This is a genomic window from Saccharopolyspora hattusasensis (genome assembly GCF_050972075.1).
GTDB lineage: Bacteria > Actinomycetota > Actinomycetes > Mycobacteriales > Pseudonocardiaceae > Saccharopolyspora > Saccharopolyspora hattusasensis.
Window position 1 is genome coordinate 3,545,686 of sequence record NZ_JBPCDC010000001.1, and the last position, 23,583, is coordinate 3,569,268.

A 23,583-nucleotide genomic window follows, 5' to 3' on the forward strand; every position below is an offset into this window, starting at 1 on the left:
TCAGGACTCGTCCTTCTTCTCGGCAGCGGTGTCCTCGGCCTTGGCCTCGGTGGCCTCCGGAGTCTCGGCCTTCGGGGTTTCCTCGGCCTTCGGCTCGTCCTCGGTGGCCTCCAGAGCCTCGGTGGCCTCCAAAGCCTCGGCCTTCGGCTCGTCCTTGGCGAACTTCGTGCCGCGAGCGGCCTCCGCCTCGGTGGTGACGAGCCTCTCGGTCACCAGCGCGATGACGGCCATCTTCGCGTTGTCACCCTTGCGCGGCATCATCTTCACGATGCGGGTGTAACCGCCGTTGCGTTCCGCGAAGTGCGGGCCGATCTCGGCGAAGAGCTTGTGCACGACGTCCTTGTCGCGGATGGTCTTCATGACCTCGCGACGGTTGTGCAGGTCACCCTTCTTGGCCTTGGTGATGAGCCGCTCGGCGATCGGCCGAAGCCGCTTCGCCTTCGCCTCGGTCGTGGTGATCCGGCCGTGCTCGAACAGCGAGGTGGCCAGGTTGGCCATGATGAGCCGCTCGTGCGCCGGCGACCCGCCGAGACGCGGACCCTTGGTCGGGGTGGGCATCGGTTGCTCCTCTCAGGGCGCGCCGGTGTACCCCGGACGCGCAACACAGCTACAGCTGCTCTGTCTCCGCGTAGTCCTGACCGTCGTCGTAGCCGTTGTCCTCGACGGGCCCGATCGCGCCGACGGTGGTCTCCTCGGAAGACCAGCCTTCGGACGGGTACTCGGCCGCCGCGGCCGACGGGTCGAATCCGGGCGGGCTGTCCTTGAGCGCGAGCCCAAGGCCGGCCAGCTTCATCTTGACCTCGTCGATGGACTTCGCACCGAAGTTGCGGATGTCCAGCAGGTCGGCCTCGCTGCGCGAGACCAGCTCGCCGACGGTGTGGATGCCCTCCCGCTTGAGGCAGTTGTAGGAGCGCACCGTCAGGTCGAGGTCCTCGATCGGCATCGCGTAGGCCGCGATGGTGTCGGCTTCCGCCGGCGACGGGCCGATCTCGATGCCTTCGGCGTCGATGTTGAGCTCGCGGGCGAGCCCGAACAGCTCGACGAGGGTGCGTCCCGCCGAAGCCACCGCGTCGCGCGGGGTGATCGACGGCTTGCTCTCCACGTCGAGGATCAGCTTGTCGAAGTCCGTGCGCTGCTCGACACGGGTCGCCTCGACCTTGTAGGTCACCTTCAGCACCGGCGAGTAGATCGAGTCCACCGGGATGCGGCCGATCTCTGCACCGGTCTGCTTGTTCTGCATCGCGGGGACATAGCCACGACCACGCTCGACGACGAGCTCGATCTCCAGCTTGCCCTTCGCGTTGAGGGTGGCGATGTGCAGGTCGGGGTTGTGCACCGTGACGCCCGCCGGCGGCACGATGTCGGCCGCGGTGACCTCACCCGGCCCCTGCTTGCGCAGGTACATCGTCACCGGCTCGTCTTCCTCGGAGCTGACGACCAGCTCCTTGATGTTCAGGATGACGTCGGTGACGTCTTCCTTCACACCCGGAATCGTGGTGAACTCGTGCAGCACACCGTCGATGCGCAGGCTGGTGACCGCCGCACCCGGGATCGAGGAGAGCAGGGTACGACGCAGCGAGTTGCCGAGGGTGTAGCCGAAGCCCGGCTCCAGCGGCTCGATGACGAACCGGGAGCGCGTCTCCGACACCGCCTCTTCGGACAGTGTGGGTCGCTGGGAGATGAGCACTTCGTTTTCCTTTCCTCACGACGCCCGCTATTTGACGCCGATGGAATGGCGTTGCCCGCGAAGCGCGGGCCGGTGGCGGATTCCTGCACCGTCACCAATGGCTGCGAGCCGCCGACGGCCAGACCCCGAGGGGGGCCGCCGGCGGGACGCGTCACTTCGAGTAGAGCTCGACGATGAGCTGCTCGGTGACCGGAGTGTCGATCTGCGCGCGCTCCGGGCGCTGGTGCACCAGGATCCGCAGGTTCGAGGGCACAACCTGCAACCAGGCCGGCACCGGCCGATCGCCGAGGGTTTCCTTGGCGATGATGAACGGCGTGGTGGGCACCGACTTCGGCTTGACGTCGATGATGTCCCACTTCGAAACCTGGAAGCTGGGGACGTTCACCTTCTTGCCGTTGACCGTGAAGTGGCCGTGGCTGACCAGCTGCCGCGCCATCCGGCGGGTCCGGGCCAGGCCAGCGCGGTAAACGACGTTGTCCAGCCGGGACTCCAGCAGCTGCAGGAGATTGTCACCCGTCTTGCCCGGACGCCGGTTGGCGTCCTCGTAGTACGAGCGGAACTGGCGCTCCAGCACACCGTAAGTGAACTTCGCCTTCTGCTTCTCCTGGAGCTGCAGCAGGTACTCGGTTTCCTTGATGCGCGCGCGGCCGTGCTGCCCCGGGGGGTACGGACGGCGCTCGAACGCCTGGTCACCACCGACGAGGTCAACCTTCAGACGGCGGGACTTGCGGGTCGCGGGACCGGTATAACGTGCCATCTCTGTCTACTCCTTCCCGCGCCTCAGACCCGACGCCGCTTCGGCGGCCGGCAGCCGTTGTGCGGCTGCGGGGTCACGTCCTGAATGGTGCCGACCTCGAGACCGGCGGCCTGCAGCGAACGGATCGCCGTCTCCCGGCCCGAACCCGGACCCTTGACGAAGACGTCGACCTTCTTCATGCCGTGCTCGGCGGCCTTGCGGGCCGCGTTCTCGGCGGCCATCTGCGCGGCGAACGGGGTGGACTTACGGGAGCCCTTGAACCCGACGTGGCCGGCCGAGGCCCAGGCGATCACCGCACCGGTCGGGTCGGTGATCGAAACGATGGTGTTGTTGAACGTGCTCTTGATGTGCGCCTGGCCGTGAGCGACGTTCTTCTTTTCCTTGCGCCGCACCTTCTTGACGGCACCAGCGCGAGACTTGGGTGGCATGGCTTTAGCTGACTCCTAGCGAGGCTTACTTCTTCCCGGCCTTCTTCTTGCCGGCGACCGTCTTCTTCGGCCCCTTGCGGGTACGGGCGTTGGTCTTCGTCCGCTGCCCGTGAACCGGCAGGTGCCGGCGGTGCCGAAGCCCCGCGTAGCAGCCGATCTCGATCTTCCGGCGGATGTCGGCCTGGACCTCGCGGCGGAGGTCACCCTCGACCCGGTAGCTGCTCTCGATGAAGTCGCGCAGCTTGGTGAGCTGCTCGTCATCGAGGTCGCGCGGCCGGGCGTCGGGCGAGATTCCGGTCGCGGAGAGGATCTCCTTCGACCGGGTCTTGCCGATCCCGTAGATGTAGGTGAGCGCGATCTCCATGCGCTTTTCGCGCGGGAGATCGACGCCGACGACCCGTGCCATCTGGCCGGTTCTCCTTCGTTGATCCAGGTCTGCTCCCTCGCCGCCCCCGCAACTGATGCGGAGCCCCGGCCTGGTCCGGGGGTCAGTCGGCCCGCGTTAGGGCCGACAGGTCGAGGGAGTTCCTACTCGATCCTTGCGACGCTGTGCTGCGCTCAGCCCTGACGCTGCTTGTGACGGGCGTTGTCGCAGATCACCAGCACCCGCCCGTGACGGCGGATGACCTGGCACTTGTCGCAGATTCGCTTCACACTCGGCTGGACCTTCACGGTCGTGCTCTCCTGCTCGGACGCGTGTCCGGTCGCCCGGACACCGTGGAGGTCACTTGTAGCGGTAGACGATGCGCCCACGGGAAAGGTCGTACGGCGAGAGCTCCACCACGACCCGGTCCTCAGGCAGGATGCGGATGTAGTGCTGACGCATCTTGCCACTGATGTGTGCGAGGACCTTGTGGCCGTTCTCCAACTCGACACGGAACATCGCGTTGGGGAGCGGTTCGATCACCCGACCCTCGACCTCAATGGCCCCGTCTTTCTTGCCCATGTCCTCCGCGTTTCGTGACGGTGACGGTTTGCGGACCTAAGTCCCGCCGCTTGCACCGGAGGCCCCGGCACCAGCGACGGGCACACCGCAGCCCGGTCCGGAACACCGATAACGACCCGATCCGAGAACATGGAGCGGGTTACCAGGCACAACGAACCGGCGCTACGAGTGCGCCGATGTTCCACTGTACGCGGCGCCGTTTGGGCGCTCCACATCGGGGCAGCTCAACGGCGCTGTGGACACGCTGTGCAACTTGGGGGTGACGCTGATGACGGTACCCGACCGCGCCTCGCGGCGGCTTGCGCGGTCGCTTCGGATCTCACTACTTTCGATCACACGCTCGACATCGGGGTCGAGGGCCCGGACCGTGGGAGAACCGAGGAGAAGCGTGACACCTCAGCAGGAGCAACGTGGCTGGAGCACAGCGCCGCAGCTCCGCACGTTCGGCAGCGTCGGGCAGCACACGGCGAGCAAGCTGGAGGAGTACCGGACCTTCTTCCGGACTGCGGTGCGCAATCCGAAGATGGTCGGCGCGGCGACCCCGACCTCCGCCACGGTAGCCGCCACGGTGGCCCAGGTGGTGCCGACGACCGGCGCCCCGGTGGTGGTCGAGCTCGGCCCCGGGACGGGTTCGTTGAGCAACGGCATCCACCGCAGGCTGCCCGAGGGCTCCCGGCACATCGGCATCGAGCTCGGCGAGGCCATGGTCGAGCATCTGCGCACCCACAAGCCTTGGATGGAGATCGTGCACGGCGACGCGGGCGACCTGCTCGCGCTGCTGGACAAACACAACATCGACCGAGCGGACGCGGTCATCAGCAGCATCCCGTGGTCGCTGCTGGCGGCCGACGCGCAGCACCAAATCCTGCGACAGGCCGCCGAGGCGCTTGCCCCGCAGGGTGCGTTCACCGCGCTGACCTACCTGCCCGCCGACCAGACGCCGGGCGGCCGCCGCTTCCGCACCCGGCTGGGGCAGACGTTCGACGAGGTCCTCACCCACACCACGTGGCGCAACCTCCCGCCGGTCCTGCACTACATCTGCCGCCGCCCGCTGCGGTAGGCCGCGCAACCCGGAGGGGTGAAACTGGGGGTCGAAGGGATGAAACTCGGGGCACTGCCCGGGCGAACCCCGAATCACGCTCCGTCACCCTGCGCACCAGGCTTGACGCATGACCAACAGCACACCAGTCCGGGTGGACACGCCGCAAACTCATGAAGACGCATCGCCACGTGCTGCGACCTGCACAGATCCGCTGCACGCTGCGATCGAAGCACCAGCTACCGTCGCCGCGTTCGCCGATTTGGCAGGAGTGGTCGTGAGCAAGCGAAAGAAGCTGCGCGAGTACTGGACGTTCCTCAACCGCGCGGCCCGCCGACCGTCGAGGGTCGGTGCCGTGCTGCCGACCTCCCGGCACGTCGCGGCCGCGGTGGCCACCGTGGTGCCCAGCTACGGCACCCCGACCGTGCTGGAGCTCGGCCCGGGCACCGGCGCGCTCAGCGGCCCGATCCAGCGCCGGCTGTCCGAGGGCGCGCGGCACCTGGCCGTGGAGATCGATCCGGAGATGGTGCGCTACCTGCGCAGCACCAAGCCCTGGCTGGAAGTCATCGAGGGCGACGCCACCCACCTGCGCAAACTGCTGGACGACGCCGGGGTCGACCAGGTCGACGCCGTCATCAGCAGCATCCCGTGGACCCTGCTGCCGCCGGACAAGCAGCGCGAGCTGCTCCTGCAGGCTACCTCGGTGATGGCGCCGAACGGGGTGTTCACCACGGTCACGTACCTGACCACGCTGTGGCGACCGCCCACCCGGCAGTTCGTCGAGGCGCTACACGACACCTTCGAGGAAGTGCTCCCGCGGACCGCGATCTGGCGCAACGTCCCCCCGGCCCGCATCTACGCCTGCCGCCGCCCCAAGTGACTCCACCCGGCGCAAGTTCCATTGAAATCAGACCTTCGATTTCAATGGAAATCGAACAAGTCGTCCGCATCCTGCGGCGTGTCGTGACCCGACACGCCGCAGATCCGCAAGTTCCATTGAAATCGGACCTTCGATTTCCATTGAAATTGCGTCGGGGACTGGTCAGTCCTCGGCGGCGGTGAGGACCCAGGGGCCGTCTTCGGTGATCGCGACCGTGTGCTCCCAGTGCGCGGCGCGGGAGCCGTCCTCCGTCACCACCGTCCAGGCGTCGTCGAGTTCCGCGGTCTCCGCCGAACCGAGCGTCAGCATCGGCTCCACCGCGATCGCCATGCCGACCCGCAGCCGCGGGCCCTTCCCCGGCTTGCCGAGGTTCGGCAGGAACGGCTCCATGTGCATCTGGGTGCCGATGCCGTGACCGCCGTACTCCGCGATGATCCCGTACTCCACGCCATCGGCCTGCGCGGCCGAGCGCGCCGCGGTCTCCACCGCGTGCGAGATGTCGGTCAGCCGGTTCCCGGCCCGGACCTGCTCGATGCCCGCCCACATGCTGGCCTCGGTCGCCGCCGACAGACCGCGGTCCTTCGCGCTCACCTCGCCGATCGCCAACGTCACGGCGGAGTCGCCGTGCCAGCCCTCCAGGATCGCGCCGCAGTCCACCGACAGCAGGTCGCCCTCGGCTAGGACCTCGGTGCGGGCCGGGATCCCGTGCACCACCTTCTCGTTCAACGAAGCGCAGATCGACGCCGGGAAACCGTGGTAGCCCTTGAAGGAGGGCACCGCGCCGGCGTCCCGGATCACCTGTTCCGCGACCGCGTCCAGCTCGCCGGTGCTCGCCCCCGGCTTCGCGTGCTCGGTCACCGCAGCCAGCGCGCGGGCCACGACCAGACCGGCGGCGCGCATCGCCTCGATCTCGCCCCGCGACTTGAGCTCGATGCCCTTCCCCCGACGCAACAAGGCACTCACCTTCAGGATTCTTTCTCGGACTGCGTTCCCCGCCGGTCACCACGACGACCAGCCGACCGGCTCACCCCCGGTTGCGCAGCGCTTCCAGCGCTCGGGCGGTGATCTCCTCGATCGAGCCGACGGCGTCGATCTTGACGATCCGGTCCCGGTAGTACTGCAGCAGCGGCTCGGTCTCCGAACGGTACACCGCCAGCCGACGGCGGATGACGTCCTCGGTGTCGTCCGAGCGCCCGCGGGCGAGCATCCGCTTGACCAGCTCTTCCTCCGGCACGTCGAACTGCAGCACCGCAGTCAGCTCCGCGCCGTGCTCGCTCAGCATCTCGCGGAGCACCCCGGCCTGCGCCGTGTTGCGGGGGTAGCCGTCCAGCAGGAAGCCCTTGGCGGCGTCCTCGTCGGAGAGGCGGTCGCGCACCATCTCGTTGGTGACCTCGTCGGGGACCAGCTCGCCGGCATCCAAGTAGCTCTTGGCCTTCTGGCCGAGCGGGGTGGAGTTGCCGATGTTCGCGCGGAACAGATCTCCGGTGGAGATGTGCGGAACGTCCAGCTGCTCGCTGAGCACGGCCGCCTGGGTGCCCTTGCCCGCACCGGGCGGGCCGACGAGAACCAATCGCACCAAGGGTCTGCCTCCGAATCAATCCGATCGCGCGCCAACTGCTGACGAGCTGCACGGGCGCCCTGCCTGCATCCGGGCAGCCTCGCTCCAACCCTACGCATGGGCCACGCGCACCAGGCCGGCCCACCCGCAACGGCGGTCTCCGGGCATGCGCCACCGCGCGCCCGGACCGTCCAGTTTACCGGAGGAAACCCTCGTACCTGCGTTGCGTGAGCTGGCTCTCGATTTGCTTCACGGTGTCCAGGCCGACGTTGACCATGATCAGCACCGCGGTGCCGCCGAACGGGAAGTTCTGGTTCTGGCCCTGACCGCCGGTGATGCCGAGGAAGAAGTTCGGCAGGATCGCGATGATGCCCAGGTACAACGAGCCGGGCAGGGTGATCCGGGAGAGCACGAAGTTCAGGTACTCCGCGGTCGGCCGACCGGGCCGGATGCCCGGGATGAACCCGCCGAACTTCTTCATGTCGTCGGCGCGCTCTTCCGGGTTGAACGTGATCGACACGTAGAAGTACGCGAAGAAGATGATCAACGACATGTACAGCAGGATGTGTACCCAGCTGGACGGCGACACGATGTAGGTCTGGATGAACCGCGCCCACCAGGTGTCCTGGTTGCCGGCCAGCTGGCCGAGCAGCTGCGGCAGGTACAGCAGCGAGGAACCGAAGATGACCGGGATGACACCTGCCTGGTTCACCTTCAGCGGCAGGTAGGTGGAGGTCCCGCCGTACATCCGGCGGCCGATCATGCGCTTGGCGTATTGCACCGGGATCCGGCGCTGCGCCTGCTCGATGAAGACCACGGTCGCGATGATCACGATGGCGAAGGCGCACACCACGGCGAAGACCAGCCCGCCGTGCGAGGTGAGGATCGCGCCACCCTCGGCCGGGATCCGCGAGGCGATCGAGACGAAGATCAGCAGCGACATGCCGTTACCGATGCCGCGCTCGGTGATCAGCTCGCCCATCCACATCAGCACCGCGGCACCGGCGGTCATCACGACGACGATGGTGATCAGGTTCAGCACCGAGTCGTCCGGGATGACCGACACGGAACAGCCCTGGAAGAGCTGGCCGCGGACCGCGAGCGCCACGATGCCGGTGCCCTGCAGGATCGCCAGCGCGATGGTCAGGTACCGGGTGTACTGGGTCAGCTTCGCCTGGCCGGACTGGCCTTCCTTCTTCAGCTGCTCGAAGCGCGGGATGACCACCTGCAGCAGCTGGATGATGATGCTCGCGGTGATGTAGGGCATGATGCCCAGCGACAACACCGACAGCTGCAGTAGCGCACCGCCGCTGAAGAGGTTGAGCAGCGAGTACACGCTCTGCGAACCGCTGCCCTGGATCTGCTCGATGCACTTCTGGATGTTCGGGTACGACACCCCGGGAGAGGGGATCGTGGCGCCGAGCCGGTAGAGCACGACCATGCCCAGGGTGAACAGGATCTTGCGGCGCAGGTCCGGCGTCGCCAGAGCCGAGCGGAAGGCGCCGAGCACGCGAACCTCCTGTACGCGAGCCGGTCGGAACCGGCCGGGAAAAATGCGGCAATTTCCGCAGCACCCGTTCATTACGGCACTGCCGGGGCGACTCTAGCAGGCCCGAACGAAGCCACGGGCGGCGACCGAACCCGCACAGCCGATCACAGTGTCCGCCACCGGCGAACAAGATTTTTCACAGGTCCCCCGAAAAAACGCGAACACCGAAATACTCTGCCTCCAGGACAAAACGAAATAGATTGTCCCCCAAGGCAATTCGATCACGCGGCCGACCGGGAACCACCAATTCCCGGGTACACCGAAACGATCGGGTTGCGGATGGAGGGCGCCTTCGACCGACTGCACCGGTCGAAGGCGCTCTCCAGTCTTCACCTGATCGGGAAAAGGCCGAGGGCCGGGCGACTTCCCGTCGCCCGGCCCTCGGTTGGAAAACCGTTGTCAGCGGTCCAGTTTGGTGACCGAACCACCCGCAGCGGTGATCTTCTCCTGGGCGCTGCCGGTGAACGCGTGCGCGGTCACCTCCAGCTTGATGCCCTCCAGATCCCCGTCGCCGAGGATCTTGGCCAGCTCGTTCTTCTTGACCAGGCCCTTGGCGACCAGCTCGTCGATGCCGACGGTGCCGCCCTCCGGGAACGCCTGGGCCAGCCGACCGATGTTCACACCCTGGTACTCGGTGCGGAAGCGGTTCTTGAAGCCCTTCAGCTTCGGGAGCCGCATGTGGATCGGCATCTGCCCGCCCTCGAAGCGGGGGGAGACGTTCTTGCGGGCCTTGGTGCCCTTGGTACCGCGACCGGCGGTCTTGCCCTTGGAGCCCTCACCACGGCCGACGCGGACCTTGTCGCGCTTCGCACCGGGGGCCGGACGCAAGTCGTGCAGTTTGATGACCATGTCAGTCGACCTCCTCGACCGTCACCAGGTGACGGACGGCGTTGATCATGCCGCGCACGTTGGAGTCATCCGGACGCACCACGGACTGACGGATCTTGCGCAGCCCGAGGGAGCGCATGCTGTCGCGCTGGTTCTGCTTGGTGCCGACCAGCCCGCGAACCTGGGTGATCTTCAGCTGTGCCATGTCGATCAGGCCCCCTGCTGCGCCGCACGGGCACGCAGGATGAACGCCGGGGCGACGTCCTCCAAGGGCAGGCCGCGACGAGCCGCGACCTCCTCCGGACGCTGCAGCAGCTTCAGCGCGGCGACCGTGGCGTGCACGATGTTGATCGGGTTGTCGCTGCCCAGCGACTTGCTCAGCACGTCGTGGACACCGGCGCACTCCAGCACCGCGCGAACCGGGCCACCGGCGATGACACCGGTACCGGCGCTGGCCGGACGCAGCAGCACGACGCCCGCGGCGTCCTCGCCCTGCACCGGGTGGGTGATGGTGCCGCCCAGGCGCGGGACGCGGAAGAAGTTCTTCTTCGCCTCCTCGACGCCCTTGGCGATCGCCGCCGGAACTTCCTTGGCCTTGCCGTAACCGACACCGACCATGCCGTCCCCGTCGCCGACGACGACCAGCGCGGTGAAGCTGAACCGCCGGCCACCCTTGACGACCTTCGCGACGCGGTTGATGGTCACGACGCGTTCGAACTGCGGGGTCTTCTCTTGGGCCGCCCCGCCACGGCCGCCGTCGCGGCGGTCCCGGCGGTCCTTGCCGCCGGACTCCCCGCCCTCACGCCGAGTGCGTCCAGGCATCAGGCGTCCCTTCCGTTCTCGTTCTTACCCACTTGTCAGAACTCCAGTCCGCCGTCACGGGCGGCGTCGGCCAGCGCGGCCACCCGACCGTGGTAGGCGTTACCGCCGCGGTCGAACACGACCTTGTCGATGCCGGCGTCCTTGGCACGGGCCGCAACGAGCTCGCCGACCTTGGTGGCCTTGGCCTTCTTGTCGCCCTCGACGGCCCGGACATCGGTTTCCAGGCTGGAAGCCGAGACCAGGGTGTGGCCCTTGGTGTCGTCGATGACCTGCGCGACGATGTTGCGCAGCGACCGGGTCACGACCAGACGCGGACGCTCGGCGGTGCCAACGATCTTCTTGCGGATGCGCGTGTGCCGCTTGGCACGGGCAAGCCGACGCTTGGTCGAGAGGTCCTTGCCCACCGGCTTACGCTTGGTAGCTGTCGTCTCGCTCATGGTCACTTACCCGTCTTCCCGACCTTGCGGCGGATGATCTCACCTGCGTAGCGGACACCCTTGCCCTTGTACGGGTCGGGCTTGCGCAACTTGCGAATCCTGGCCGCGATCTCGCCGACCAGCTGCTTGTCAATGCCCTTGACCGACAGCTTGGTCGGACCATCTACGACGAACTGGATGCCTTCCGGCGGTTCGATCACGATGGGGTGGCTGTAGCCGAGGGCGAACTCCAGGTTCGACCCCTTCTGCAGCACGCGGTAACCGACGCCGTGGATCTCCAGGTTCTTCTGGTAACCCTGGCTGACACCGATCACCATGTTGTTGACCAGCGTCCGGGTGAGCCCGTGCAGCGAACGGCTTTCCCGCTCGTCGTTGGGGCGCTTCACCAGGATCGAACCGTCCTCGTCCCGCTCGACGACGATCGGCTCGGCGACCTGGTGCTGCAGGCTGCCCTTGGGGCCCTTCACGTTCACCGCCGGGCCGTCGATGGTCACCTCGACGCCGGAGGGGACGGTGATCGGCAGTTTTCCAATGCGCGACATTGCCGCTCCTCCTCCCTTACCAGACGTAGGCGAGGACTTCCCCGCCCACGCCCTTCTTCATGGCCTGCCGGTCGGTCAGCAGACCGCCGGAGGTCGAGATGATCGCGACGCCCAGGCCACCCAGCACCTTGGGAAGGTTGGTGGACTTGGCGTAGACCCGCAGGCCGGGCTTCGAGACCCGGCGCAGGCCCGCGATGCTCCGCTCGCGGTTCGGGCCGTACTTGAGCTCGACGACGAGCTGCTTGCAGTTCTCGCCCTCTTCGACGCGGGAGCCGGACACGTAGCCCTCCCGCTTGAGGATCTCGGCGATGTTCGCCTTCAGCTTGGAGTGCGGCATCACGACCTCGTCGTGGTATGCCGAGTTTCCGTTGCGCAGACGCGTCAGCATGTCTGCGATCGGATCGGTCATCGTCATGACCTGCTCAACCTTTCTCGTCTGGTTCCGATGGGCCCCGACCGCGCACCACCCGGGATCCGGGTGGCCGTCTGGGCCCTGGCCTGGACGAAGTTCGGGGTTTCCCGGCCGAGCAGCCGGGTCCCTTGTACCAAGGAGACCGAAAGCAAGTCAGCCTGCACGACCGGCGGCCGAGCTACGTTTGGCCTTCAACGACACTTTCGGTCGGATTGGTATCTACCGACACAGTATTTCACGTGCAAGCACGGCGTTCGCCGCGGAGCGTGGGCATCAGCCCTGGTAGGCCTGCTGAGGGTACCGGGAGCCGGCATCCCCGCAGCAGGCGGGCAGTCACCAGGAAGACTTGCTCACGCCGGGCAGTTCGCCCGCGTGCGCCATCTCGCGGAAGCACACCCGGCATAGCCCGAACTTGCGGAACACCGCACGCGGCCGACCGCAGCGCTGGCAGCGGGTGTAGCCGCGGACGTTGAACTTCGGCTTGCGCGCCGCCTTGATAACCAGCGCCTTCTTGGCCATCGCTCAGTTCTCCTTGAACGGGAAGCCCAGGTGCTTCAGCAGCGCCCGGCCTTCCTCATTGTTGGTGGCCGTGGTAACGACGGTGATGTCCATGCCACGCGGGCGGTCGATGTTGTCCGGGTTGATCTCGTGGAACATCGACTGCTCGTTGAGGCCGAACGTGTAGTTGCCCTTGCCGTCGAACTGCTTCGGCGACAACCCGCGGAAGTCGCGGATTCGCGGCAGCGCGATGGTGACCAGGCGGTCCAGGAACTCCCACATCCGGTCGCCGCGCAGGGTGACCCGCGCACCGATCGGCATGCCCTCGCGGAGCTTGAACTGCGCGATGGACTTGCGGGCCTTGCGGATCTCCGGCTTCTGACCGGTGATGATCGACAGGTCGCGGACCGCGCCCTCGATCAGCTTGCTGTCCCGAGCGGCGTCGCCAACACCCATGTTGACCACGACCTTGACCACGCCGGGCGTCTGCATCACGTTGGAGTAGTTGAACTCCTCGTTGAGCGCCTGGCGGATCTCCTCGCGGTAACGGGTCTTCAGCCGCGGGACAATCTTCTCAGCGCCTTTTTCCAAGGTAGTCATGATCAGATGTCCTTACCGTTACGACGAGAGATGCGAACCTTCTTGCCGTCCTCACCGATGCGGTAGCCGACCCGGGCGGGCTTGCCATCGGAGTCCACGACCATCACGTTGCTCACGTGGATCGACGCTTCCTGGGTGACGATGCCGCCGGACTGCGCGCCACGCTCGGTCCGGGAGACCTTGGTGTGCTTCTTGATCCGGTTGACACCCTCGACCAGCACGCGCTGCTCCTGCGGCATGGCCTTGATGACCTTGCCCTTGGCGCCCTTGTCTTTGCCGGAGATGACGACGACCGTGTCGCCTTTCTTGATTTTCATCACAAAACCTCCGGCGCGAGCGAGATGATCTTCATGAACTTCTTGTCGCGCAGCTCGCGGGCGACCGGCCCGAAGATACGGGTACCCCGGGGCTCGCCACCGGGCTTGACCAGCACCGCGGCGTTCTCGTCGAACCGGATGTAGGAACCATCCGCGCGACGCTTTTCCTTCTTCTGGCGGACGATGACGGCCTTGACCACATCGCCCTTCTTGACTCCGGCACCGGGGATGGCTTCCTTGACGGTCGCCACGATGATGTCCCCGAGGCCCGCGTACCGCCGACCCGACCCACCGAGGACACGGATCGTGAGGATCTCCTTGGCCCCGGTGTTGTCGGCGACACGCAGTCGCGACTCCTGCTGGATCACGTCTGACTCCTGACCCTAAGTACTCGGATCTGGCCCGAGCACACTCTGGCGCGCCAAATTTCCGACCTGACGCGCGCGGTCAACTTCCGGCACGCGAACCGGCCGACCGCTGGGAGAATTCCCGGCATTGCCCGGGCATCGATGTCCCGCAGCGGTCAGCCAGCCGCGACCGTTCAGTTTTACTTGGCCTTCTCGACGACCTCGACGAGCCGCCAGCGCTTGGTGGCCGACAGCGGTCGGGTCTCCATCAGCAGCACGCGGTCGCCGACACCGGCCGTGTTGGCCTCGTCGTGCACCTTGACCTTGCTGGTCTGCCGCATGACCTTGCCGTAGAGGGCGTGCTTCTTGCGGTCTTCGAGGGCGACCACGATCGTCTTGTCCATCTTGTCCGAGACGACGTAGCCCTCGCGCATCTTGCGACGGTTGCGCTCCACGCCCTGTCCTTTCTCACTCATGCCGCGCCCTCCTCAGCGCCTTCGGGGGAAACCGTCAGGCCCAATTCGCGCTCGCGCATGATGGTGTAGATCCGGGCGATGTCCTGGCGGACGACGCGCAGCCGCCGGTTGTTCTGCAGCTGACCCGTGGCCATCTGGAAGCGGAGGTTGAACAGCTCCTCCTTCGCCTCCTTCAGCCGCTGGGCGAGCTCCTCCTCGTTGAGTTCGCGGAGCTCGGATGCGGTGACACCCGCTGCCATCAGAAGTCACCACCCTCGCGGGACACGATCTTGCACTTCATCGGGAGCTTGTGCGCCGCACGGGTCAGCGCCTCGATCGCCGTCTTCTCGTTCGGGAAGGTCAGCTCGAACATGATGCGTCCGGGCTTGACGTTGGCGACCCAGGACTCCGGCGAACCCTTACCGGAACCCTGACGGGTTTCGGCCGGCTTCTTGGTCAGCGGGCGGTCCGGGAAGATGTTGATCCACACCTTGCCGCCACGCTTGACGTGCCGGGTGATCGCGATACGGGCCGACTCGATCTGCCGGTTGGTCACGTAGCCGTGCTCGATCGCCTGAATGCCGTACTCGCCGAAGTTGATCCGGGTGCCACCCTTGGCGAAGCCCGTACGCTTCGGCGCGTGGCTCTTACGCCACTTCACCCTGCGTGGGACGAGCACGTCTCAGCCCTCCGTCTTCTCTTCAGCCGCAGCAGCCTGCGGCTGCTCGCCCTCCGCGGCCTTCTCGGCCTTGGCGGACTTGTCAGCTGCAGCGCGGTCCGCGCCACCGGCACCCCGGCGACGACCACCGCGGTCGGAACGGCCACCGCGCTCGCCGCGCTCGCCACGCTCGCCGCGGTCGCCACGATCGCCACCACCGCGCGGCGGACGGACCTCGGACTGCTCTTGCTTCTGCTTCAGGCCACCGACCAGCTCGCCCTTGTAGATCCACACCTTGACGCCAATGCGGCCGAAGGTGGTGCGGGCCTCGAAGAAGCCGTAGTCGATGTCCGCGCGCAGCGTGTGCAGCGGAACCCGGCCCTCGCGGTAGAACTCCGAGCGGGACATCTCCGCGCCGCCCAGGCGACCCGAGCACTGCACCCGGATGCCCTTGACCTGCGACGAGCGCATGGCCGACTGGATGGCCTTGCGCATCGCGCGCCGGAAGGACACGCGGTTGGACAGCTGCTCGGCCACGCCCTGCGCGACCAGCTGGGCGTCCGCCTCGGGGTTCTTGACCTCGAGGATGTTGAGCTGAACCTGCTTGCCGGTCAGCTTCTCCAGCGAACCGCGGATGCGGTCCGCCTCGGCACCGCGGCGGCCGATGACGATGCCCGGCCGGGCGGTGTGAATGTCCACGCGGACCCGCTCGCGGGTGCGCTCGATCTCAACCTTCGAGATCCCAGCGCGCTCCATGCCGCGAGACAGCTGCCGGCGGATCTTGACGTCCTCCGCGACGTACTCCGAGTACTGCTTGTCGGCGTACCAGCGAGACTTCCAGTCCGTGGTGATGCCGAGTCGGAAGCCGTGCGGGTTGATCTTCTGACCCACTACCGGGCACTCCCCTTCTGGCTCTTTCGGGACTTGGTCGCCGCCCTCGGCCGAGACTCGATCTCGACCGTGATGTGGCTTGTCCGCTTCCGGATCCGGTACGCACGGCCCTGCGCGCGCGGCCGGAACCGCTTCAACGTCGGCCCCTCGTCCACGTACGCGTGGTGCACCCACAGCGTCTCGGGGTCGAGGGAAAGGTTGTTCTCCGCGTTGGCGATCGCACTGGCGAGCACCTTCGACACCGGACCGCTGGCGGTCTGCGGCGCGAACTGAAGCACGGCCAGGGCATCGCTGGCGCTCCGGCCCTTGATGAGCTCGACCACGCGCCGCGCCTTCATCGGCGACACGCGGACGAACCGGGCCCGCGCCACTGCGCGCGGGGTCTCCTCCGCGGCAGTGTCGTCGGAACGGGCTGTCATCCTGCTACCCCTTGCTCTTACTCGTTCGTGTCACAGACCCGCTCAGCGGCGGCGCGACTTCCGGTCTTCCTTGACGTGGCCCTTGAAGGTGCGGGTCGGGGCGAATTCGCCCAGCTTGTGCCCGACCATCGACTCGGTGACGAACACCGGGACGTGCTTGCGACCGTCGTGCACCGCGAAGGTGTGGCCCAGCATGTCCGGGATGATCGTCGACCGGCGGGACCAGGTCTTGATCACGGTCTTCTTGCCCGACTCGTTAAGCACGTCCACCTTCTTGAGCAGGTGGTCGTCCACGAACGGGCCCTTCTTCAGGCTGCGTGGCATGTTTGCTTACCTCCCTGCTCAGCGCTTCTTGCCAGTACGGCGACGGCGGACGATGAGCTTGTCACTGGGCTTGCGGCGGCGGGTGCGACCCTCCGGCTTGCCCTTCGGGTTGACCGGGTGACGACCACCGGAGGTCTTGCCCTCACCACCACCGTGCGGGTGGTCCACCGGGTTCATCACGACACCGCGGACGGTCGGGCGCTTGCCCTTCCACCGCATGCGGCCGGCCTTGCCCCAGTTGATGTTGGCGTGCTCGGAGTTGCCGACCTCGCCGACGGTGGCCCGGCACCGCGCGTCCACGTTGCGGATTTCGCCCGAGGGCATCCGCAGCTGGGCGTACGGGCCGTCCTTGGCCACCAGCTGCACCCTGGCGCCGGCGGACCGCGCGATCTTGGCGCCGCCACCGGGGCGGAGCTCGATCGCGTGGATCACGGTGCCGGTCGGGATATTGCGCAGCGGCAGGTTGTTACCCGGCTTGATGTCCGCACGCGCACCGCTCTCGATGGCGTCGCCCTGCTTGATGTTGTTCGGCGCGATGATGTAGCGCTTCTCGCCATCGGCGTAGTGCAGGAGCGCGATCCGAGCGCTGCGGTTCGGGTCGTACTCGATGTGCGCGACCTTGGCCGGCACACCGTCCTTGTCGTTGCGGCGGAAGTCGATCACGCGGTAAGCCCGCTTGTGACCGCCACCCTTGTGCCGCGTGGTGATCTTGCCCTGAGCGTTGCGGCCCGCCTTCTTGTTCAGCGGACGCACCAACGACTTCTCCGGCTCCGACCGGGTGATCTCGGCGAAGTCGGACACGCTCGCGCCACGACGGCCCGGCGTCGTCGGCTTGTACTTGCGAATGCCCATTGTTAACGCAACCTCGTCCTAATCAGCACCGGTCAGGCGGCCGGTCCGCCGAAGATCTCGATCGGCTTGCTCTCCGGCGACAGGGTGACGATCGCCCGCTTGGTGTCTTTGCGCTTGCCGAACCCGGACCGGGAACGCTTGCGCTTGCCGTTGCGGTTGATCGTGTTGACGCTGGTCACCTTGACGCCGAAGATCTTCTCGACCGCGATCTTGATCTCGGTCTTGTTCGAGCGCGGGTCCACCAGGAAGGTGTACTGCCCCTGTTCGAGCAGCCCGTAGCTCTTCTCGGAGATCACCGGCGCAAGGATGATGTCTCGCGGGTCGGCGCTCACTGCTGTGCCTCCTCTGCGGAAGACGCGGCGGCCTTGACCGACCGGCCCTTGACGGGGCCCGCGACGAAACGCTCGAACGCGGACTTGGTGAACACCACGTCATCGCTGTTGAGGACGTCGTAGGTGTTCAGCTGGCCCGGGTCGATCAGGTGCACGTTCTGCAGGTTCCGCAGGCTCAGCCACGAGTTCTCCTCCTCGTGGCGGTTGAGCACGACCAGAACCTTCTTGGCCTCGGTCCAGTTGCGCAGCGCGGTCTTCGCCGACTTGGTGGACGGCGTCTCGCCGCCGACCACGCCGGTGACCACGTGCAGCTGGCCGGCGCGAACCCGGTCGGAGAGGGCACCGCGCAGGGCTGCGACCTTCATCTTCTTCGGGGTCCGCTGGGAGTAGTCCCGCGGCTGCGGCCCGTGGACGACGCCACCGCCGGTGAACTGCGGGGCCCGGATGGAGCCCTGCCGGGCGTTGCCGGTGCCCTTCTGGCGGTACGGCTTCCGGCCGCCGCCGGACACCATGCCGCGCGTCTTGGTGGAGTGGGTGCCCTGGCGCGCAGCGGCCAGCTGGGCCACCACGACCTGGTGCATCAGGGCCACGTTCGCCTGCACGTCGAAGATCTCGGCGGGCAGTTCGACGGTGCCGTCGGTCTTACCGTCCGGGGTACGGACGTCGAGCGTCAGGCTCATCACGCACCACCCTTCGCAGGACTCTTAACCAGGACCAGGCCGCCCTTGGGACCGGGGACGGCGCCCTTGATCAGCAGCAGGCCGGTCTCCGACTCCACCTTGTGAACCTTCAGGTTCTGGGTGGTGACGCGGTCCGAGCCCATCCGCCCGGCCATCCGCATGCCCTTGAACACGCGGCCCGGGGTGGCGCAGCCACCGATGGAGCCCGGCTTGCGGTGCACCGCCTGGGTACCGTGGCTGGCACCCTGGCTGCGGAAACCGTGCCGCTTGATGGTGCCCGCGAAGCCCTTGCCCTTGCTGGTGCCGACCACGTCGACCACCGCGCCCGCCTCGAAGACGTCCGCGCCGATCTCCTGGCCCAGCTCGTACTCACCGGCGTCCGCGGTGCGCAGCTCCACGACGTGGCGGCGCGGGGTGACGCCGGCCTTGGTGAAGTGGCCGCTCCGCGGCTTGTTCACCTTGCGCGGGTCGATGGCGCCGAACGCCAGCTGCACGGCCGAGTAGCCGTCTTTCTCGGGGGTCCGAATCTGGGTTACCACGTTCGGCCCGGCCTGCACGACCGTCACCGGGACAATCCGGTTCTGGTCGTCGAAGACCTGGGTCATGCCGAGCTTGGTGCCCAGAATCCCCTTGATCTGCCTGTCAGACATAGGTCTCGTTCTCTCCAGCTACCTCGTCGCCGCGCTTACTGGATGTTCACGTCGACGCTGGCCGGCAGGTCGATGCGCATCAGCGCGTCAACCGTCTTCGGCGTCGGTTCGAGGATGTCGATGAGCCGCTTGTGCGTCCGCATCTCGAAGTGCTCCCGCGAGTCCTTGTACTTGTGCGGGGAGCGGATGACGCAGTAGACGTTCTTCTCCGTGGGCAGCGGCACCGGCCCGACGACCCGAGCGCCGGTGCGCGTCACGGTCTCGACGATCTTGCGCGCGGACGCGTCGATCGCCTCGTGGTCGTAGGCCTTGAGCCGGATGCGGATCTTCTGTCCCGCCATAGTGGCTTGCCGTTCCTCTAGTCTCGTGCCGCGGTTTCGTCTTGGGTGCGGGTGCACCGCACCCTCGCGGGCGGTGGTGCCCCACGCGGCCTCAGCCTTGTGTCGTCCCGATGCCGGGAGGCGCCACAGCTCTCAGTCCGCCCCTGTTCAGGTATCTGGTGCCCGGTACCCGCGGTCGGGCGTGTCGCCCAGCTACCGCATACCGGTCCCCGCGAACGTCGCCGACGGGGTGAGCCTTGCGGCCCGTACACCTTCTTGTGCCCTGTTCGGCCCGCCACCGGGAATCCGGCGGCATCAGCACCGTCTGAGAACAGTCCTGAACCGGAACAAGGGCGCGAGGCCCTCGCAGCAAGGCGGCCGGAGCTTCGAACCTTCTCGAATTCGGTCGGTTCAAAACCCGGCCGCCCTGAACGAGCAACCCATACAGGATGCCATACCCGTTTATCCAGCCCAAACCGGGGGTCCAAACTGTCTCCGGACTCACCCTGCGTGGCGGTGCGGGTAGCGGAACCTCAGACGCCGTCTGGTCTCCGGGATCCCCGACTTACGTATGACCAATACGCGGCATCGGGGCTGTCCTCGCCAGATCGCTCAGGGTGCGGGGTGCCCCCGCAAAGCACTGTTGAGAACCCGCGGCGGTGCAAGTTGCGAGGGTGGGCTAAGCGCCTCCGGCGCTTCAAAGACGAAACCCTCGGCAGGTTGTCATCGAAAAGCAAGAGGGCCCGCCCCCGAAGGTTCGGGGGCGGGCCCTCGTCACGTCACTTGATGATCTTGGTGACGCGACCGGCGCCGACGGTGCGGCCACCCTCGCGGATCGCGAAGCGCAGACCTTCGTCCATCGCGATCGGCTGGATCAGGGCGACCGTCATCTCGGTGTTGTCGCCCGGCATGACCATCTCGGTGCCCTCGGGGAGGGTCACCACACCGGTCACGTCGGTGGTGCGGAAGTAGAACTGCGGCCGGTAGTTGTTGAAGAACGGCGTGTGCCGGCCACCCTCGTCCTTGGACAGGATGTACACCTGAGCATCGAAGTCGGTGTGCGGGGTGGTGGTGCCGGGCTTCACGACGACCATGCCGCGCTCGACCTCTTCGCGCTTGATACCGCGAATCAGCAGACCGACGTTGTCACCCGCCTGGCCCTCGTCGAGCAGCTTGCGGAACATCTCGACACCGGTGACGGTGGTCTTGATCGGCTTCTCCTTGATGCCGACCATCTCCACCTCCTCGTTCACCTTGACGACACCGCGCTCGATGCGGCCGGTGACCACGGTGCCGCGGCCGGTGATGGAGAAGACGTCCTCGATCGGCATCAGGAACGGCTTCTCGATCTCGCGGACCGGGTCCGGGACGTTCTCGTCCACCGCGTCCATCAGCTCGACGATCTTGGCGCCCCACTCGGCGTCGCCCTCCAGCGCCTTCAGCGCGGAAACGCGGACCACCGGCACGTCGTCACCCGGGAACTCCTGGGCCGACAGCAGCTCGCGGACCTCCATCTCGACGAGCTCGAGGATTTCCTCGTCGTCGACCATGTCGGCCTTGTTCAGCGCGACCAGGATGTAGGGCACGCCGACCTGGCGGGCCAGCAGCACGTGCTCGCGGGTCTGCGGCATCGGGCCGTCGGTCGCCGCGACCACCAGGATCGCGCCGTCCATCTGCGCGGCACCGGTGATCATGTTCTTCACGTAGTCGGCGTGACCGGGGGCGTCCACGTGGGCGTAGTGGCGCTTCTCGGTCTGGTACTCGACGTGCGCGATCTGGATCGTGATGCCGCGCTCACGCTCCTCCGGCGCCTTGTCGATCTCGTCGAACGGCGTGAAGGGGTTCAACGACGGGTACTTGTCGTGCAGAACCTTGGTGATGGCCGCGGTGAGCGTGGTCTTGCCGTGGTCAACGTGACCGATGGTCCCGATGTTGACGTGCGGCTTGTCCCTCTCGAACTTCGCCTTAGCCACTGGATTGTCCTCCTGGACTTGTTAACTTTCCGCCGTACGACTTGTTGTGCCAGGCGGAGTCCTGTCGGGTAGGTGACGAGCGGGCCCCCGATCCCGGAAGAACACTGTCCTTACGGGATGGCGGCCCGTCCGCCGCCGAACTGGAGGGGATTGCTCCCCGGTCGCCTTCGCGAGGCGTTGCCTCCCGCTCGGTCCCGGCTGGCCGCGACCGAGCAGCGGGTCACTCGCCCGTTGCCTTGGCGATGATCTCCTTAGCCACGTTCGCCGGAACCTCGGCGTAGGAGTCGAACACCATCGAGTAGTTGGCACGACCCTGGGTCTTGGACCGCAGGTCGCCGACATACCCGAACATCTCCGACAGCGGCACGAGAGCCTTGACGACGCGGGTACCGCTGCGCTCCTCCATGGCCTGGATCTGGCCACGGCGGGAGTTCAGGTCGCCGATGACATCGCCCATGTAGTCCTCGGGCGTGGTCACCTCGACCGCCATCATCGGTTCGAGCAGCGCCGGGGAGGCCTTCGCAGCGGCTTCCTTCAGCGCCATCGAACCCGCGACCTTGAACGCCATTTCCGACGAGTCGACCTCGTGGTACTGGCCGTCGAGCAAGGTCACCTTCACGCCGACCAGCGGGTAGCCGGCCAGCACGCCGTACTGCATCGCGTCCTGCGCGCCCTGGTCCACCGACGGGATGTACTCCCGCGGGATGCGCCCACCGGTGACCTTGTTCGCGAACTCGTAGGTCGCGCTCTCGGACGTCTGCTCGATCGGCGACAGGCCGATGATCACGCGCGCGAACTGACCGGAACCACCGGTCTGCTTCTTGTGCGTGTACTCGTACTTGTCGATCGACTTGCGAATCGTCTCGCGGTAGGCCACCTGCGGCTTGCCGATGTTGGCCTCGACCTTGAAGTCGGTCTTCATCCGGTTGACGAGCACCTCGAGGTGCAGCTCGCCCATGCCCTTGATGATGGTCTGACCGGTTTCCTCGTCCAGCTTGACCTGGAACGTGGGGTCTTCCTCGGCGAGCTTCTGGATCGCCGTGGACAGCTTCTCCTGGTCGGCCTTCGTCTTGGGCTCGATGGCCACCTCGATGACCGGTGCCGGGAAGGTCATCGACTCCAGCACGATCGGGTTCGCCGGGTCGCAGAGGGTGTCACCGGTGGTGGTGTCCTTCAGGCCGATCACCGCGTAGATGTGACCCGCCTGGATCTCGTCGACCGGGTTCTCCTTGTTGGAGTGCATCTGGAACATCTTCCCGATGCGCTCCTTGCGCTCCTTGGTCGAGTTGATGACCTGGGTGCCCGCGGAGACCTTGCCCGAGTAGACCCGGACGTAGGTGAGCTTGCCGAAGAACGGGTGCACGGCGATCTTGGACACCAGCGCGGCGAACGGCTCGTCGATGCTGGGCTTGCGCTCGGCCGGGGTCACACCGTCGGGCAGCAGGCCCTGCACCGGCGGGACGTCCAGCGGCGAGGGCAGGTAGTCCACCACCGCGTCCAGCATCGGCTGGACACCCTTGTTCTTGAACGCGGTACCGCAGAGCACCGGGAACGCCTCGCGGCTGTTGGTCAGCTTGCGGATGCCGCTCTTGATCTGCTCCTCGGTCAGCTTCTCGCCACCGAAGTAGGCCTCCATCAGAGCGTCGTCGGACTCCGCGACGGCCTCGATCAGCTTCTCGCGGTATTCCGCAGCCTGCTCGGCGAGGTCGGCCGGGATGTCCTCGACCTCGTAGTCCTCACCCTTCTGGACCTCGCCGCGCCAGGTCAGGGCCTTCATCCGGACCAGGTCGATGACGCCCTGGAAGTCGGACTCGGCGCCGATCGGCAGCTGCAGCACCAGCGGCCGGGCGTGGAGGCGTTCCTCGATCGTCCGAACCGTGAAGTAGAAGTCCGCGCCCAGCTTGTCCATCTTGTTGACGAAGCAGATACGCGGGACGTCGTACTTGTCCGCCTGACGCCAGACCTGCTCGGACTGCGGTTCGACACCTTCCTTACCGTCGAACACCGCGACCGCGCCGTCCAGGACGCGCAGCGACCGCTCCACCTCGACCGTGAAGTCGACGTGGCCCGGGGTGTCGATGATGTTGATCTGGGTGTCGCCCCAGAAGGTCGTGGTAGCAGCCGCGGTAATGGTGATACCCCGCTTCTGCTCCTCTTCCATCCAGTCCATCGTCGCGGCGCCGTCGTGCACCTCGCCGATCTTGTACGTGATCCCCGTGTAGTAGAGGATCCGCTCGGTCGTGGTGGTCTTGCCCGCATCGATGTGGGCCATGATGCCGATGTTGCGGACCTTGGTCAGGTCTGTCAGCACGTCGCGTGCCACGAGTTTCTTCCCCGTTCCCTGTTCAGCTGGTGCAACGTCCTTAGACAGGTGCAAAGCTG

The 23,583-nt window shown here is 66.7% G+C and carries 35 protein-coding genes; 2 read left to right on the forward strand and 33 right to left on the reverse strand.

All coding sequences use genetic code 11. The annotated features are described in order from the left end of the window. From rplQ to infA, 7 genes are all read right to left on the reverse strand, one after another. Entirely contained in the window at positions 1-558 is a 558-nt protein-coding gene (rplQ, locus tag ACRXBZ_RS16330) for a 50S ribosomal protein L17 (RefSeq protein ID WP_433879844.1), read from the reverse strand. 49 nt (positions 559-607) lie between these two features. Beyond that, positions 608-1,687: a DNA-directed RNA polymerase subunit alpha gene (locus ACRXBZ_RS16335; RefSeq protein WP_010315355.1), complete on the reverse strand. Its 1,080-nt coding sequence runs from the start codon at positions 1,685-1,687 to the stop codon at positions 608-610. Between the two features lie 151 nt (positions 1,688-1,838). After that, positions 1,839-2,444 (reverse strand): 30S ribosomal protein S4, encoded by a 606-nt coding sequence (rpsD, locus tag ACRXBZ_RS16340; RefSeq protein ID WP_168585489.1) that lies wholly within the window; start codon positions 2,442-2,444, stop codon positions 1,839-1,841. 23 nt (positions 2,445-2,467) lie between these two features. After that, the gene (gene rpsK / locus ACRXBZ_RS16345; RefSeq protein WP_132493023.1) at positions 2,468-2,872 is read right to left on the reverse strand and encodes a 30S ribosomal protein S11; all 405 of its coding nucleotides are present in this window, start codon (positions 2,870-2,872) and stop codon (positions 2,468-2,470) included. 25 nt (positions 2,873-2,897) lie between these two features. Then, positions 2,898-3,278 (reverse strand): 30S ribosomal protein S13, encoded by a 381-nt coding sequence (gene rpsM / locus ACRXBZ_RS16350; RefSeq protein WP_010315370.1) that lies wholly within the window; start codon positions 3,276-3,278, stop codon positions 2,898-2,900. Between the two features lie 152 nt (positions 3,279-3,430). Beyond that, complete coding sequence (gene rpmJ / locus ACRXBZ_RS16355) at positions 3,431-3,544, reverse strand: 50S ribosomal protein L36 (RefSeq protein ID WP_010315372.1); 114 nt, start codon at positions 3,542-3,544, stop codon at positions 3,431-3,433. A gap of 52 nt (positions 3,545-3,596) precedes the next feature. Then, on the reverse strand, positions 3,597-3,818 hold the full coding sequence (infA, locus tag ACRXBZ_RS16360; protein ID WP_009948665.1) for a translation initiation factor IF-1: 222 nt from the start codon (positions 3,816-3,818) through the stop codon (positions 3,597-3,599). A gap of 388 nt (positions 3,819-4,206) precedes the next feature. On the opposite strand from infA, the gene ACRXBZ_RS16365 reads away from it, so the two are divergent. Beyond that, on the forward strand, positions 4,207-4,878 hold the full coding sequence (locus tag ACRXBZ_RS16365; RefSeq protein WP_433879845.1) for a class I SAM-dependent methyltransferase: 672 nt from the start codon (positions 4,207-4,209) through the stop codon (positions 4,876-4,878). A 256-nt stretch (positions 4,879-5,134) separates the two neighbouring features. Beyond that, a complete protein-coding gene (locus ACRXBZ_RS16370) occupies positions 5,135-5,737 on the forward strand; it encodes a class I SAM-dependent methyltransferase (RefSeq protein WP_433879846.1) in 603 nt (200 codons plus the stop codon). A gap of 162 nt (positions 5,738-5,899) precedes the next feature. Here ACRXBZ_RS16370 and map read toward each other — a convergent pair whose 3' ends face one another. The 26 genes from map to fusA all read right to left on the reverse strand — a co-directional run bounded on the left by map (position 5,900) and on the right by fusA (position 23,524). Beyond that, entirely contained in the window at positions 5,900-6,691 is a 792-nt protein-coding gene (map, locus tag ACRXBZ_RS16375; protein ID WP_433879847.1) for a type I methionyl aminopeptidase, read from the reverse strand. Positions 6,692-6,761: 70 nt separating this feature from the next. Beyond that, positions 6,762-7,316, reverse strand: a complete 555-nt coding sequence (locus ACRXBZ_RS16380; RefSeq protein WP_433879848.1) for an adenylate kinase — start codon at positions 7,314-7,316, stop codon at positions 6,762-6,764. 175 nt (positions 7,317-7,491) lie between these two features. Beyond that, complete coding sequence (gene secY, locus ACRXBZ_RS16385) at positions 7,492-8,805, reverse strand: preprotein translocase subunit SecY (RefSeq protein WP_168585492.1); 1,314 nt, start codon at positions 8,803-8,805, stop codon at positions 7,492-7,494. Between the two features lie 438 nt (positions 8,806-9,243). Further along, on the reverse strand, positions 9,244-9,693 hold the full coding sequence (gene rplO / locus ACRXBZ_RS16390) for a 50S ribosomal protein L15 (protein ID WP_168585493.1): 450 nt from the start codon (positions 9,691-9,693) through the stop codon (positions 9,244-9,246). 1 nt (position 9,694) lies between these two features. Then, on the reverse strand, positions 9,695-9,877 hold the full coding sequence (gene rpmD, locus ACRXBZ_RS16395; RefSeq protein ID WP_168585494.1) for a 50S ribosomal protein L30: 183 nt from the start codon (positions 9,875-9,877) through the stop codon (positions 9,695-9,697). 5 nt (positions 9,878-9,882) lie between these two features. After that, a complete protein-coding gene (gene rpsE, locus ACRXBZ_RS16400) occupies positions 9,883-10,494 on the reverse strand; it encodes a 30S ribosomal protein S5 (protein ID WP_168585495.1) in 612 nt (203 codons plus the stop codon). Between the two features lie 35 nt (positions 10,495-10,529). Next, positions 10,530-10,931, reverse strand: coding sequence for a 50S ribosomal protein L18 (rplR, locus tag ACRXBZ_RS16405; protein WP_168585496.1), 402 nt, complete (start codon positions 10,929-10,931; stop codon positions 10,530-10,532). 2 nt (positions 10,932-10,933) lie between these two features. Next, on the reverse strand, positions 10,934-11,473 hold the full coding sequence (gene rplF, locus ACRXBZ_RS16410; RefSeq protein ID WP_433879849.1) for a 50S ribosomal protein L6: 540 nt from the start codon (positions 11,471-11,473) through the stop codon (positions 10,934-10,936). A 16-nt stretch (positions 11,474-11,489) separates the two neighbouring features. Next, on the reverse strand, positions 11,490-11,888 hold the full coding sequence (rpsH, locus tag ACRXBZ_RS16415) for a 30S ribosomal protein S8 (protein ID WP_010315396.1): 399 nt from the start codon (positions 11,886-11,888) through the stop codon (positions 11,490-11,492). Positions 11,889-12,218: 330 nt separating this feature from the next. Next, positions 12,219-12,404, reverse strand: a complete 186-nt coding sequence (locus tag ACRXBZ_RS16420) for a type Z 30S ribosomal protein S14 (protein ID WP_010315398.1) — start codon at positions 12,402-12,404, stop codon at positions 12,219-12,221. Positions 12,405-12,407: 3 nt separating this feature from the next. Then, positions 12,408-12,983: a 50S ribosomal protein L5 gene (gene rplE, locus ACRXBZ_RS16425; RefSeq protein WP_168585498.1), complete on the reverse strand. Its 576-nt coding sequence runs from the start codon at positions 12,981-12,983 to the stop codon at positions 12,408-12,410. A gap of 2 nt (positions 12,984-12,985) precedes the next feature. Next, entirely contained in the window at positions 12,986-13,300 is a 315-nt protein-coding gene (gene rplX / locus ACRXBZ_RS16430) for a 50S ribosomal protein L24 (protein WP_168585499.1), read from the reverse strand. After that, a complete protein-coding gene (rplN, locus tag ACRXBZ_RS16435) occupies positions 13,300-13,668 on the reverse strand; it encodes a 50S ribosomal protein L14 (protein WP_010315405.1) in 369 nt (122 codons plus the stop codon). The genes rplX and rplN overlap by 1 nt, the downstream gene beginning before the upstream one ends. 179 nt (positions 13,669-13,847) lie before the next feature. Continuing rightward, entirely contained in the window at positions 13,848-14,123 is a 276-nt protein-coding gene (gene rpsQ, locus ACRXBZ_RS16440) for a 30S ribosomal protein S17 (protein ID WP_168585500.1), read from the reverse strand. Further along, a complete protein-coding gene (rpmC, locus tag ACRXBZ_RS16445) occupies positions 14,120-14,362 on the reverse strand; it encodes a 50S ribosomal protein L29 (protein ID WP_168585501.1) in 243 nt (80 codons plus the stop codon). Before rpmC ends, rpsQ begins: the two co-directional genes overlap by 4 nt. After that, positions 14,362-14,781, reverse strand: coding sequence for a 50S ribosomal protein L16 (gene rplP, locus ACRXBZ_RS16450; protein ID WP_010315411.1), 420 nt, complete (start codon positions 14,779-14,781; stop codon positions 14,362-14,364). The genes rpmC and rplP overlap by 1 nt, the downstream gene beginning before the upstream one ends. 3 nt (positions 14,782-14,784) lie before the next feature. Beyond that, complete coding sequence (gene rpsC / locus ACRXBZ_RS16455) at positions 14,785-15,651, reverse strand: 30S ribosomal protein S3 (protein WP_433879850.1); 867 nt, start codon at positions 15,649-15,651, stop codon at positions 14,785-14,787. Continuing rightward, positions 15,651-16,070: a 50S ribosomal protein L22 gene (rplV, locus tag ACRXBZ_RS16460; protein ID WP_190820745.1), complete on the reverse strand. Its 420-nt coding sequence runs from the start codon at positions 16,068-16,070 to the stop codon at positions 15,651-15,653. The genes rpsC and rplV overlap by 1 nt, the downstream gene beginning before the upstream one ends. A gap of 42 nt (positions 16,071-16,112) precedes the next feature. Next, positions 16,113-16,394, reverse strand: a complete 282-nt coding sequence (gene rpsS / locus ACRXBZ_RS16465; protein ID WP_010315419.1) for a 30S ribosomal protein S19 — start codon at positions 16,392-16,394, stop codon at positions 16,113-16,115. Between the two features lie 18 nt (positions 16,395-16,412). Then, complete coding sequence (rplB, locus tag ACRXBZ_RS16470) at positions 16,413-17,246, reverse strand: 50S ribosomal protein L2 (protein WP_010315421.1); 834 nt, start codon at positions 17,244-17,246, stop codon at positions 16,413-16,415. A 32-nt stretch (positions 17,247-17,278) separates the two neighbouring features. Next, the gene (gene rplW, locus ACRXBZ_RS16475; RefSeq protein WP_433879851.1) at positions 17,279-17,578 is read right to left on the reverse strand and encodes a 50S ribosomal protein L23; all 300 of its coding nucleotides are present in this window, start codon (positions 17,576-17,578) and stop codon (positions 17,279-17,281) included. Next, positions 17,575-18,258 (reverse strand): 50S ribosomal protein L4, encoded by a 684-nt coding sequence (gene rplD, locus ACRXBZ_RS16480; RefSeq protein ID WP_433879852.1) that lies wholly within the window; start codon positions 18,256-18,258, stop codon positions 17,575-17,577. Before rplD ends, rplW begins: the two co-directional genes overlap by 4 nt. Next, entirely contained in the window at positions 18,258-18,908 is a 651-nt protein-coding gene (rplC, locus tag ACRXBZ_RS16485; RefSeq protein WP_010315426.1) for a 50S ribosomal protein L3, read from the reverse strand. The genes rplD and rplC overlap by 1 nt, the downstream gene beginning before the upstream one ends. Before the next feature lie 35 nt (positions 18,909-18,943). After that, positions 18,944-19,249, reverse strand: coding sequence for a 30S ribosomal protein S10 (gene rpsJ / locus ACRXBZ_RS16490; protein WP_009948626.1), 306 nt, complete (start codon positions 19,247-19,249; stop codon positions 18,944-18,946). 758 nt (positions 19,250-20,007) lie between these two features. Further along, complete coding sequence (gene tuf, locus ACRXBZ_RS16495) at positions 20,008-21,201, reverse strand: elongation factor Tu (RefSeq protein ID WP_168585506.1); 1,194 nt, start codon at positions 21,199-21,201, stop codon at positions 20,008-20,010. 220 nt (positions 21,202-21,421) lie between these two features. Beyond that, the gene (fusA, locus tag ACRXBZ_RS16500) at positions 21,422-23,524 is read right to left on the reverse strand and encodes an elongation factor G (protein ID WP_433879853.1); all 2,103 of its coding nucleotides are present in this window, start codon (positions 23,522-23,524) and stop codon (positions 21,422-21,424) included. Positions 23,525-23,583 lie beyond the last annotated feature (59 nt).